We start from the raw sequence: 12,696 nt of genomic DNA, 5'->3' as shown, positions 1-12,696 counted from the left end.
GGACGTACGCACCGCGCGCGACCGGCTCGGCTGGCGCCCGCGGATCAACCTGGAGGAGTCGCTGGCCGACATCTGGATGGAGGCGGCGTGCCGTATCTGACCACGACAGGTCAGCGCCTCTCCGCCACCGAGGCCGGCGAGGTCGGCCTCGGTGTCCCGGGCCACGCGCATCCGCTGCTGGCGCCCGCCGAATGGGCCGGACTCACCCGGCCCGCCACACCGCTGCACTGGGTCGTGCTCAACGTCGCCCAGGGCCCCGGCGTCCGGCCCGACCCGCACTGCCTCGACGCGGCGGGACGGCTGACCAACGCGGGCGTCCGGGTGCTCGGCCATCTCGACCTGGCGTACGGCAGCCGCCCGTTCGGCGAGATCGTCGCCGAGGCGCAGCGCTATCTGGACTGGTACCGCGTCGCCGGCTTCTCCCTCGACCGGTGCCCGGCCGACCGGGCGGACCTGCCGGCGGTACGGCGGATCACGGCCACCCTGGAGACGCTGGTGGACGGCGCGCATGTCGTCCTCGGCCACGGGACGCATCCGTACCCCGGATACGCGGAGGCCGCCGACCAGTTGGTGACCTTCTCCGGGCCGTGGAGCGACTACCGCTGGTCGCAGGCGGCCGAGTGGACGGCCGGCTATCCGCCGGAACGGTTCGTCCACCTCGTCCACGGACTGCCCCGCACCCACCTGGACGAGGCGATGCGCGTAGCCCGCTGGCAGGGCGCTGGGACGATCTTCTTCACCGACCGGACGGGCCCGCAGAACCCGTTCGAGGCGCTGCCCGGCTACTGGGACGAAATCGTCTCGCGGGTCGGACCTGGTGTCTCGGAATGAGAAGGGCCGTGGCACTGTTACAGAGAGAACAGATTACTGAATGAACGACCAACCCCCTTGTAGAGGTCCCTGTGTCGCTGCCCCCCTTGGTCGAGCCCGCTGCTGAGCTCACCGTCGACGAGGTCCGCAGGTACTCCCGTCACTTGATCATCCCCGATGTCGGGATGGACGGGCAGAAGCGGCTGAAGAACGCGAAGGTGCTGTGTGTGGGGGCCGGTGGCCTCGGCTCCCCGGCCCTGATGTACCTGGCGGCGGCCGGTGTCGGCACGCTCGGCATCGTGGAGTTCGACGAGGTCGACGAGTCGAACCTGCAGCGCCAGATCATCCACAGCCAGTCCGACATCGGCCGCTCCAAGGCCCAGTCGGCGCGTGACTCCGTCCTCGGTATCAACCCGTACGTCAACGTGGTCCTTCACGAAGAGCGGCTCGAAGCCGAGAACGTGATGGAGATCTTCGCCCAGTACGACCTGATCGTGGACGGCACGGACAACTTCGCCACCCGCTACCTGGTCAACGACGCCTGCGTGCTGCTGGACAAGCCGTACGTCTGGGGTTCGATCTACCGCTTCGACGGTCAGGCGAGCGTCTTCTGGTCGGAGCACGGCCCGTGCTACCGCTGCCTCTACCCGGAGCCCCCGCCCCCCGGTATGGTCCCCTCCTGCGCCGAGGGCGGCGTGCTGGGCGTGCTCTGCGCGTCCGTCGGGGCGATCCAGGTCACCGAGGCGATCAAGCTGCTGACCGGCATCGGCGACCCGCTGGTCGGGCGGCTGATGATCTACGACGCCCTGGAGATGCAGTACCGCCAGGTCAAGGTCCGCAAGGACCCCGACTGCGCGGTCTGCGGGGAGAACCCGACCGTCACCGAGCTGATCGACTACGAGGCGTTCTGCGGCGTCGTGTCGGAAGAGGCCCAGGAGGCGGCGGCCGGTTCGACGATCACTCCCAAGCAGCTCAAGGAGTGGATGGACGACGGCGAGAACATCGAGGTCATCGATGTCCGCGAGCCGAACGAGTTCGAGATCGTCTCCATCCCCGGTGCCAAGCTGATCCCCAAGAACGAGTTCCTGATGGGCAACGCCCTGGAGCACCTGCCGCAGGACAAGAAGATCGTCCTGCACTGCAAGACGGGCGTCCGCAGCGCCGAGGTGCTCGCCGTGCTGAAGTCGGCGGGCTTCGCCGACGCCGTGCATGTCGGCGGCGGGGTCGTCGGCTGGGTCAACCAGATCGAGCCCGAGAAGCCGATCTACTAGATCCACCGTCCTACTGGATCCACCGTCAGGTCGCGCATCGCGCGTACGCGGGGCCCGGACCGTACGCGGTCCGGGCCCCGCGTCGGCTGTGTGTGGTTACTTGCAGACGGTGCCGGCCTTCGGCACCGTGCCGTTCAGCAGATAGCCGTTGACGGCCTTCTGGATGCACGCGTCGCCGCTGTCGTACGCGCCGTGCCCCTGGCCCTCGTAGGTGATCTCCACGCCGACGCCCTCGCCCAGCGCGTCCGCCATCGCCTTCGCGCCCGCGTACGGCGTCGCCGGGTCACCGGTGTTGCCGACGACGACGATCGGGGCCGAGCCCGGCGCGCTGACGTCCGGATGCTTCCAGGTGCCCGGCACGGGCCACTCGGAGCAGCTCATGACGCCCCAGCCGAGGAAGTCGCCGAAGACCGGCGACGCCTTGCGGAACTCCGGGAGCTTGGCCTTCGTCTGCGCGAGCGTGTAGCGCTCCTTGGAGTCCACGCAGTTGATCGCCGCGTTCGCCGCCTGGATGTTGCTGTACCTGCCCTGCTGGTCGCGGCCGTTCATCGCGTCGGACAGCGCGAGCAGCAACCCGCCGTTGCCGCCGTCCGCCTCGTCGAGACCCTGTTCGAGCAGCGGCCAGTACTCCTTCGAGTAGAGCGCCTGCGCGACGCCGTTGGTGGCCTGGGTCTGTGTCAGCTTGCGGTTGCCGATGCCGGCGATCGGCTGCTTGTCGAGCCGGGCGAGCAGCGAGGAGATGAACCCCTCGATCTGCTTCGGGGTGCTGCCGGGCAGCGTGCAGGCGTCGCCGCGCGACACACAGTCCTTCGCGAAGTTGTCCAGGGCGAGCTGGAAGCCCTTGGCCTGGCCGAGGGAGCTCTGCTCGGAGTCCTGCGTCGGGTCGACGACCCCGTCGAAGACGGCCCTGCCGACGCTCTTCGGATACAGGTGCGCGTAGACGCCGCCCAGCTCCGTGCCGTACGAGATGCCGAAGTAGTACAGCTTCTTGTCGCCCAGCACCTGGCGCATCAGCTCCATGTCGCGGGCCGCGTTGGTCGTCCCGACGTACGGCAGTTCCCGGCCCGAGTCGCGCTCGCAGCCGGCGGCGAAGCTCGCCAGGCCCTCCGTGAGGGACTTCTCCTCGGCCGCGTCGTCCGGGGTCGCGTCCTGCGCGTAGTACGCGTCGAGCTGCTTGTCGCTCTCGCACCGGACGCCGTCGCTGTCGCCGACCCCGCGCGGGTCGAAGCTGACCAGGTCGTAGCGGGCGCGTAGCTTCTCGTAGTCCTTCGCGAACGACGGCAGTCCGGTGACGCCGGAACCGCCGGGGCCGCCGAAGTTGAAGACGAGCGAGCCGATCCGGTGGCTCGTGTCGGCGGCCTTGGCGCGGATGAGGGCCAGCTTGACCGTGTCGCCGTCCGGCTTCGCGTAGTCGAGCGGGACGGTCATGAACGAGCACTGCCAGCTGACCTTGCCGGGCAGCGGGGACGGCGAGGGGCCGCCGCCCTGCTCGACGGACGGGGCGGCGCAGGTCTTCCAGTCCAGCTTCTGGGTGGCCAGGTTCTTGGGCCGGGCCGTCGGGTCGGAGCTGCCGCTGCCCCTCCCGCCGTCGGACCCGCTGTCGGAACACGCGGAGACGGCCAGGAGGGCGGCGGCGGTGACGGCGGCCAGGGCAGCGGCGCGCCGGGCGGAGGAGGTCGGCATCCCCCCATCCTGTGCCACGGCGCGGCGCGCCGCGCCCGGCGGGGTCCAAGCGGAGTAGCGCGGGACGCCCGCCGCGCCCCGCCCCGTCCTACAGGGCTCCCTTGCGGGTGAGCTGGTTGAAGGACAGCCAGCCGGGCAGCACCGGCAGCCAGAATGTCATCAGCCGGAACAGCAGGACGGCGGGCGCCGCGACCTCCTTCGGTAGTCCGACGGCGAGCAGACCCAGCGTCAGGGCGCCCTCCACGGCCCCCACACCGCCCGGGGTCGGCGCCGCCGAGCCCAGCGCGTTGCCTGCGAGGAACACCACGGCGATGCTCGCGTAGCTGAGCTGCTGGTTGCCGTTGTCGAACGCGCGGATCGACGCGTCCAGACACATCACGAACATGCCGGTCAGCAGCAGCATCCCGCCGATGCCGGTGAGCAGCTTCATGGGCCGCTGCAATACGTCGAGCATGCGCGGCACGACACCTGCGAACAGCGAGCGCAGCCGCGTCACGACGAACTTGCGCAGGAACGGGATCGCCGTCACGACCAGCACCAGCACGGCCACCGTCAGCAGACCGGCGATCACCGTCCTGGACGGGGTGAGCGACGTCGTCTTCTCCGTACCCGTCAGATAGCCGAAGGACAGCAGCAGCAGGATGTGCGCGCCGAGCCCGAACAGCTGCGACGCCCCGACGCTCGCCACGGCGAGCCCGGGACGGACCCCCGAGCGCTGCAGGAAGCGGGTGTTGAGCGCCACACCGCCGACGGCCGCCGGTGCGACGAGCTTCACGAACGACCCGGCGACCTGCGCGATCACCGTCCGCAGGAAGCTGACCCGCTCAGGCACGAACCCCAGCAGGCTCATCGCCGCCGCGATGTAACTCAGCGCGGAGAACAGCGCGGCCGCCGCCACCCAGCCCCAGTGCGCCTCGCCGACCACCATCGTGTAGTCGAGCTGGGTGAGCTGGGAGAGCAGGAAGTAAGCGGCGACCGCCCCGGCGATGAAGGTGACGAGCGTACGGGCCCTGATCCGTTCGAGCCTGACCGGTTCGACCGGCGCCTGCGGGCGGATCAGCAGCACCTGCTGACGGATCTGGGAGAGCAGGTCCTCCTCGCGCGCCTCGTCGAGGGCGTCGTCTATGGCGCGCTTCTCCGCCTGCTTCTCGGCCCGCAGGGATTTGCGTACGGCCTTGCGGTCGCCGCCGCTGGCCGCCTTGGCCTCCGCCAGCCGGTGGCGCTTGTTCGCGTCGGACGCTTCGAGCACCGCCTCCCGCTCGCGCTGCGCGCGCTCACGGGCGAGCTTACGCAGCGTCGCGCGGGTGGAGCGGCTCAGCGCGATCGGCTGGAGCAGCGGCAGCGAGTCGGCGACGGCGTCGGGACCCATCACCTCGACGGCGGCGGCGACCGAGCGGCGTGCGCCGACCCGTAGCCCCGTCGTGGTGAGTAGCTGCGCGGTGTCCATGCGCAGCACGACATCGCCCGCAGCGATCTCCCCGCCGCGCAGTTCGGTCAGGATCACCTGGCCCGACCGGTCGACCATGATCGCGTCGCCGGTCAGCGCCCGGTGCGCGATCCGCCGCGACTGGAGCGCCTTGACCTGGCGCCAGGCGCCGCGCAGCAGCTCGTCGGTGACGTCGTCGCTCTCGATCGAGTCCAGCGATCTGCCGCCCAGATGCTCGTAGACCAGCATGACGGCGTCGGGTCCCAGCTCGGAGGTGGCGATCAGCTTCGGTGCGTGCGCGCCCGCCGCGATGGCCGCGTAGGCGAGCAGCGCCTCCTGTTCGAGCGCCTGGCGAAGGGAGGGGATCGACCGGCGGGCGGTGATCGAGCGCAGCGTGAGCTGCCGCCACAGCCGGTAGAAGAAGCCCTGCGCCTGCTGTTCCCGGTCGACGACCGTGACGTCGAGCGGCGCGCCCTCCTCCAGGGTGACGAAGTAGCGCCGCCCCCGGTCGGCCTGCTCGCCCGACTCGGCGCCCTCCTCGGCGCGCATCGCGCTGACCGGCCGGAAGCCGACCCTGCGCAGCCCCGCCATCAGGGTCTGCCCGGTGGGCCGTACGTTGGGCGAGCCGACCGCGTAGAGCGTGCCGTACGCCACGGTCCAGCCGATCAGGACGGTCAGGGCGATCGAGAACGGCGTGGTGTAGCCGGCCACCAGCATGGCGAACGCGTCGAGCAGCAGCACCACCCACAGCACCACGCGCCAGCGGGGTCTGCGGGCCATGCCCACGGCCGTCATGTAGGCGATGACGGGGGCCAGATAGCCGTGCACCGGATCGGTGAGCCCGGAGCCGGCCTGCGACCTGGTCAGCGCCTCCTGGATGGAGCCCGGCGCCGCCCTGGTGACCCACAGGTCCGTGGCGAGCGTCACGCCGTGCGCGAGGACGGCGGCGAGCACGCCGTCGGCGATCCGCAGCCCGTCGCGTTTGATCAGCCGCTCGATGGCGAAGGCGACAGGGACGAGCAGCACGGCGATGCTGGAGATCAGCCCCGCCATCTTGGCCAGCAGGTCGGGCGCCTGGCCCGTACCCCTGCTGATGTCGTCCTCAAGGCCGGACGTGGTGCCGTGGGCGAAGGCCGAGAGGGCGAGCACCAGACCGATCGCGAGGATGCCGATGACCAGCCGCAGCAGGTCGGACGGCCGGTGCACCCGGGCGGCGAGCAGCGGCTCGTCCCCCGAGACGCGGTCGGTGGGTGTCACCTCGTCGTTGCAGGGCGGCTCGTAGGGATGGGCGCCGGTGTGCTCGCTCTCCTCGGGCCGGTCGGCGTCGGGGCGCGCCGGGGCGCCGGAGGGCGAACCCATGGCGCGAGCGCGCGTCACGGGCTCCTCCGTGGAGTCCGAATCCGTGTCCTCTTGATCTCGTATCACCAGTCACCGCCCGGACGATGGTGGCACGAGCCGACGACAGACGGGGGCATCAGGGTGCATTGCGGGGGCGTGGGCCGCGCGAGATACCTCCCTTTGCGTGCGTACGTACGCGGGGTGACGGCGCGCGATCCGTGTACGCCAGGAGGGGACTGTCGGTGCCGTGGGGCAGGATGGACCGGATGACGAGCGAGGAGCGTGCAGGCGAACGGGACGAGCCGCAGCGCCTCCCGGAATACACGGAGCGGGTGCTGGACGTGGCCGAGCTGATCCCGCCCGGCCGGGTCATGACCTACGGCGACGTCGCCGAATGGCTCGGCGAGGGCGGCCCGCGCCAGGTCGGCCGGGTCATGGCGCTGTACGGCAGCGCGGTGCCCTGGTGGCGGGTGGTCAGGTCCGACGGTGTGCTGCTCCCCGAGCACGAGCTGCGGGCCCTCGACCACTATCGGGAGGAGTCCACCCCGCTGCGCGAGGCGGGGCACGCCTCGCACGGCCATCTGCCGCGGCTCGACATGGGACGGGCGCGGTGGGACGGCGCGCGTACCGGCGGCGCGGATCCCGGAGCAGCGGATTCCGGCGGCACGGATCGCGCGGACGCGGAATCCGGCGGTGCGGAAGCGGGCGATGTGGCTCACACAGGACAGTTTCCGCCATCGGGCGGCCCGGCGTGAGCGCCGCACGCCATGCGGACCGATCCGCCGCGTGCCGGGCGGCGGCCCGGTAGCGTCTGAGGCATCCGCCCCGCGCACCCCGGCCGGTGCTCCCGGCACCACCAGCACCTCGTTCAGCACGTCCCCCAGCACCTCCTCCAGGACCGGCGATCCACGTGAGCTCCTCCTCCACCACCGGGCGCACCCCGGCACCGCAGCGCCGGGTACGGCAGCGGTCCACGGGTGCGTACCGACTGGTGCGCACACCTCCGGAGCCGGTGGTCCCTCCTCAGCTGGACGCCGCACAGCGCAGGGTGGTTGACCACGGGACCGGGCCGCTGCTGGTGCTCGCGGGTCCCGGCACCGGCAAGACGACGACGCTCGTGGAGTCGGTCGCCGCGCGTGTCGCGGCGGGCGCGGATCCGGAGCGGATCCTGGTGCTCACCTTCAGCCGCAAGGCGGCGGTGGAGCTGCGCGACCGGATGGCGGTCAGGCTCGGCGGCACCCGCGGGCCGCAGGCCACGACGTTCCACTCGTTCTGCTACGCCCTGATCCGCGCGCACCAGGAGGCCGACCTCTTCACCGAGCCGCTGCGGCTGCTCTCCGGGCCCGAGCAGGACGTCGCCGTACGCGACCTGCTCGCGGGCCAGCTCGACCTGGCGCGCGAGGGCCGGGCGCGCATCGACTGGCCGGACGAGCTGCGCGCGTGCCTCACCACGCGCGGCTTCGCCGACGAGGTGCGCGCGGTGCTCGCCCGCAGCCGGGAGCTGGGGCTCGGCCCGGACTCGCTGGCCGCCTTCGCCGCCCGTACCGGCAGGCCCGACTGGTCGGCCGCGGCGTCCTTCCTCGCCGAATATCTCGACGTCCTCGATCTGCAGGGCGTGCTCGACTACGCGGAGCTGGTGCACCGCGCGGTGCTGCTGGCGAGCCGCCCGGAGGTCGCGAAGCGGCTGACGGCCCAGTACGACACGGTCTTCGTGGACGAGTACCAGGACACCGACCCGGCGCAGGTCAGGCTGCTCGGGGCGCTGGCGGGCGGGGGCCGCACGCTGATCGCCTTCGGCGACCCCGACCAGTCGATCTACGCCTTCCGCGGCGCCGACGTGAACGGCATCCTCGGCTTCCCCGAGGCCTTCCCGCGCACCGGAGGACGGCCGGCCCCGGTGGAGGTGCTGACCACCTCGCGCCGCTCGGGCGCCGCGCTGCTGGCGGCGAGCAGGATGCTGACCCGCCGGATGCCGCTGCCCCGGCTGCCCGCGGAGAAAGCGCGGGCCCACCGCGAGCTGGCGGCGGTACGAGGCGGCGGGCGGGTCGAGACGTACACCTTCCCGACCCCGTCGGCCGAGCTGGACAACATCGCGGACATCCTGCGCAGGGCCCATCTGGAGGACGGCGTCCGGTGGAGCGAGATGGCCGTGCTGGTCCGCGCGGGCGGCCGCACCATCCCGTCCGTACGCCGCGCCCTCACCTCGGCCGGTGTGCCGCTGGACGTCGACGGCGACGACGTACCCCTGCGCCACGAGCCCGCCGTCGCGCCGCTGTTGACGGCGCTCAGAGCGGTCGCGAAGGCGGCGCTGCGGCCGGCGCCGGGCGACCCGGCGGCGGACGGGAGCGACGCCGCTCCCTGGCTCGACGTCGAGACAGCGCTGACCCTCCTCTCCTCGCCGCTCGGCGGGATGGACGCCGCCGATCTGCGCCGGCTCGGCCGGGCCCTGCGGGACGACGAGCGGGCGGCGGGGAACCGGCTCCCGCCGCCCTCCGACGCGCTGCTCGCCCTCGCGCTCGCCGAGCCCGAACGGCTCGTCGCGCACGATCCCGCGTACGCCAGGGGCGCGCAGGTGCTCGGCGGGCTGCTGCGCAAGGCGCGCGAACTGCTCGAAGGCGGCGGCACGGCGGAAGAGGCCCTGTGGGAGCTGTGGGACGGCACGACCCTGCCGCGCAGGCTCGAACGGTCGGCGCTGCGCGGCGGCGCCGCCGGCCGTAACGCCGACCGCGATCTCGACGCCGTCTGCGCGCTCTTCGACGCGGCCGCCCGCGCCGAGGAGCGCACCGGCGGCCGTGGCGCGCTCAACTTCCTCGAAGAGCTGGACGCCCAGGACATCGCGGCCGACACCCTCAGCAGGCGGGCGGTACGCCCCGACGCCGTACGGCTGATGACGGCGCACCGCTCCAAAGGGCTGGAGTGGCGGCTGGTCGTCGTCGCGGGGGTCCAGGAGGGCCTGTGGCCCGACCTGCGGCGACGCGGCTCGCTGCTGGAGGCCGACAGGATCGGCAGGGACGGCCTCGCCGAGCCGCTGACCCCCGGCGCCCTCCTTACCGAGGAGCGCAGGCTGTTCTACGTGGCGGCGACGCGTGCCCGTGAACGGCTCGTCGTCACGGCGGTCAAGGCCCCCGCCGACGACGGTGACCAGCCGTCCCGCTTCCTCACCGAACTGGGCGTCGAGCCACGCGACATAACGGGCCGCCCGCGCAGGCCGCTCGCCGTCGCCCCGCTCGTCGCCGAACTGCGCGCCACCACCGTCGACCCGGCGGCGAGCCCCGCCCTGCGGGACGCGGCGGCCCGCAGACTCGCCCGCCTCGCCGCCCTCGCCGACGAGGACGGCCAGGCGCTCGTCCCCACCGCGCACCCGAACAGCTGGTGGGGCATGTACGAGCCGACGCTCAGCGCGGTCCCGCTGCGCGACCGGGGCCAGCCGGTCGCGCTCTCCGGCAGCGCGCTGGAACAGCTCGCGAACACCTGCGCGCTCCAGTGGTTCCTCGGCCGCGAGGTGAAGGCGGCCGAGCCCGCGACGGCGGCGCAGGGGTTCGGCAACGTGGTGCACGTCCTGGCCGACGAGGTGGCCTCCGGACGCACCCCCGCCGACCTCGCCGTCCTGATGGAACGGCTGGACTCCGTCTGGGACGCGCTCGCCTTCGACGCGCCCTGGAAGTCCCGCCAGGAGAAGGAGCACGCGCGCGTGGCGCTCGAACGCTTCCTCAAGTGGCACGTCGGCGACCGCGGCGGCCGCACCCCTGTCGCCACGGAACACGAATTCGACGTCACGATCGAAGCCGGCGAGTACGAGGTGCGGATCAGGGGCTCCATGGACCGCGTCGAGAAGGACGTCCAGGGCCGGGCGTACGTCGTGGACTTCAAGACCGGCAAGGCGACCCCGACGAAGGAGGAGGTCGCCCACCATCCCCAGCTGGCCGTCTACCAGCTCGCGGTACGCGAAGGCGCCCTGGACGAGATCTTCGACGGCCACCGCCCGGACGCGGCGGGCGCCGAACTCGTCCAACTGCGCCAGCCGGCCCCGAAGCGCGAGGGCGGCGACGAACTCCCCAAGATCCAGGCGCAGGAGCCGCTGGCAGGCGAATGGGTGGGCGACCTGCTGGCCACGGCGGCAGGCCGCGTACTGGACGAACGCTTCACCCCGAGCACGGGCCAGCACTGCGCCCACTGCGCGTTCCGAGCGTCGTGCGGAGCGCAACCGGAGGGCCAACAGATCGTGGAGTGACGCGTACGGCGGTTCGCGGTCGCGGTATGTGCTCACCGGGGGATGCGCGGCGTGCGGGGCGGCTGCTGTCCGGCCGGGCAGGACGGGCTGCGCCTGGTCGTGATCCCGGGCACGTGCGCGGGTGGGGCTGGCCGGAAGGCCGGGCGGTGCCGCCCCCGGGGCCCCGGGCCGAGGAGCCGGGTGCGTGGCGGGTGTTCCTCGGTCGGACGGCATCGCCGGTCACGGCACCACGCCGTCCGGCGCACGCCGGGGGTCGGAACGCCCCACCCGACGGCTCCCCGCCGACGCGGCCCGGCGCCTCGCGGCTGCTGCTGCTGCCCGCACGCTCCTCCCGGCCGGGGGAGGCCTGAGGCCGTAGCGGGGGGCGTTGTCGGTGGGGCCGGATAGCCTCTCTGGGGTGGCCGCACACCTCACCGATCCCGGGCAGCTCAAGGAGCTCCTCGGCATCCCCTTCACCCCGGAGCAGACGGCGTGTATCACCGCCCCGCCTGCCCCGCAGGTCATCGTGGCCGGGGCCGGGTCGGGGAAGACGACGGTGATGGCCGCGCGCGTAGTGTGGCTGGTCGGTACGGGGCAGGTCGCGCCCGAGCAGGTCCTCGGGCTCACCTTCACCAACAAGGCCGCCGGCGAACTGGCCGAGCGCGTCCGCAAGGCGCTCGTACGGGCCGGGGTCACCGACCCCGACGCCATCGACCCCGACCATCCGCCGGGCGAGCCCCGCATCTCCACGTACCACGCCTTCGCCGGGCAGCTCCTCACCGATCACGGGCTGCGGATAGGGCTCGAACCCACCGCGCGGCTCCTCGCCGACGCCACCCGCTTCCAGCTCGCGGCGCGGGTGCTGCGCGAGGCGCCAGGACCGTACCCGTCCCTCGTCAAGACGCTTCCCGCGCTCGTCAGCGATCTGCTCGCGCTGGACGCCGAGCTGGCGGAGCACCTGGTGCGGCCCGCGAAGCTCAGCGCGTACGACACCGAGCTGCTGCGCATCCTGGACGGGGCGAAACTCAGCAACGCCGAGCTGCGCAAGGCCCCCGAGGCCGCCCTCGCGCGGGGCGAACTCCTCGACCTCGTCGGGCGCTACCGCGACGCCAAGAGCGCCCGTGACCTCCTCGACTTCGGCGACCAGATCGCCCTCTCCGCCGAACTGGCCCTCACCAGGCCCGAGGTCGGCGGCATCCTCAGGGACGAGTTCCGGGTGGTGCTGCTCGACGAGTACCAGGACACGTCGGTCGCCCAGCGGCTCCTGCTGGCCGGTCTGTTCGGCGGCGGCAGCGGACACGCGGTGACCGCCGTCGGCGACCCCTGCCAGGCGATCTACGGCTGGCGCGGCGCATCCGTCGCCAACCTGGACGACTTCCCCGCCCACTTCCCGTACGCCGACGGCGCGCCCGCCACCCGCTTCTCGCTCAGCGAGAACCGGCGCAGCGGCGGCCGGCTCCTCGACCTCGCCAACTCGCTCGCCGAGCCGCTGCGCGCGATGCACGAAGGCGTCGAGGCCCTGCGCGCCGCGCCGGGCGCCGAGCGGGACGGCAGCGTGCGCTGCGCCCTGCTCGCCACGCACGGCGAGGAGATCGAGTGGCTGGCCGACTCGATCAGCCATCTCGTGCGCACCGGCAAGGAGCCCGGCGAGATCGCCGTGCTGTGCCGCACGGCGGGCGACTTCGCCGCGATCCAGGGCGCGCTGGTCGCCCGTGACGTGCCCGTCGAGGTGGTCGGCCTCTCCGGGCTGCTGCATCTGCCCGAGGTGGCCGACCTCGTGGCGGTGTGCGAGGTGCTGCAGGACCCCGGCGCCAACGCCTCGCTCGTACGGCTGCTGACCGGACCCCGCTGGCGGATCGGCCCCCGCGACCTGGCGCTGCTGGGCCGCAGGGCCCGGCTGCTCGTCCACAGGGGCGGCGCGGGCTCCGCCGACCCCGACGACCCGGCCGCCATGGACG

At 72.8% G+C, this 12,696-nt stretch carries 7 protein-coding genes and 1 pseudogene; 6 read left to right on the top strand and 2 right to left on the bottom strand.

Features of this window, described 5'->3' with window-relative positions:
- The 3 genes and pseudogenes from HY68_RS44770 to moeZ all read left to right on the top strand — a co-directional run.
- Window positions 1-100, top strand: a pseudogene (locus tag HY68_RS44770) (reductase); the annotation flags it as partial.
- Complete coding sequence (locus HY68_RS04640) at window positions 88-831, top strand: spherulation-specific family 4 protein (RefSeq protein ID WP_041984718.1); 744 nt, start codon at window positions 88-90, stop codon at window positions 829-831. The pseudogene HY68_RS44770 and the gene HY68_RS04640, both read left to right, overlap by 13 nt.
- Window positions 832-902: 71 nt before the next feature.
- The gene (moeZ, locus tag HY68_RS04635; RefSeq protein ID WP_041984716.1) at window positions 903-2,081 is read left to right on the top strand and encodes an adenylyltransferase/sulfurtransferase MoeZ; all 1,179 of its coding nucleotides are present in this window, start codon (window positions 903-905) and stop codon (window positions 2,079-2,081) included.
- 96 nt (window positions 2,082-2,177) lie between these two features.
- Here the strand turns inward: moeZ and HY68_RS04630 are convergent, their stop codons facing one another.
- Window positions 2,178-3,764, bottom strand: a complete 1,587-nt coding sequence (locus HY68_RS04630; RefSeq protein ID WP_041984713.1) for an alpha/beta hydrolase — start codon at window positions 3,762-3,764, stop codon at window positions 2,178-2,180.
- Between the two features lie 88 nt (window positions 3,765-3,852).
- Entirely contained in the window at window positions 3,853-6,549 is a 2,697-nt protein-coding gene (locus HY68_RS04625; RefSeq protein ID WP_078863425.1) for a lysylphosphatidylglycerol synthase transmembrane domain-containing protein, read from the bottom strand.
- A 236-nt stretch (window positions 6,550-6,785) separates the two neighbouring features.
- Between HY68_RS04625 and HY68_RS04620 the strand changes: the two genes are divergently transcribed.
- The 3 genes from HY68_RS04620 to HY68_RS04610 all read left to right on the top strand — a co-directional run.
- The gene (locus tag HY68_RS04620) at window positions 6,786-7,283 is read left to right on the top strand and encodes an MGMT family protein (RefSeq protein ID WP_041984711.1); all 498 of its coding nucleotides are present in this window, start codon (window positions 6,786-6,788) and stop codon (window positions 7,281-7,283) included.
- Between the two features lie 155 nt (window positions 7,284-7,438).
- Window positions 7,439-10,759 (top strand): ATP-dependent DNA helicase, encoded by a 3,321-nt coding sequence (locus HY68_RS04615; protein WP_041984709.1) that lies wholly within the window; start codon window positions 7,439-7,441, stop codon window positions 10,757-10,759.
- 397 nt (window positions 10,760-11,156) lie between these two features.
- Window positions 11,157-12,696, top strand: a 1,540-nt coding sequence (locus HY68_RS04610) for an ATP-dependent helicase (protein ID WP_157874430.1), incomplete at its 3' end; no start/stop codon positions are given.

The organism is Streptomyces sp. AcH 505, from assembly GCF_000818175.1.
Lineage (GTDB): Bacteria > Actinomycetota > Actinomycetes > Streptomycetales > Streptomycetaceae > Streptomyces.
The sequence above is the reverse complement of the archived record's forward strand: the minus strand, read 5'-3'. Positions and strand labels throughout refer to the sequence as shown.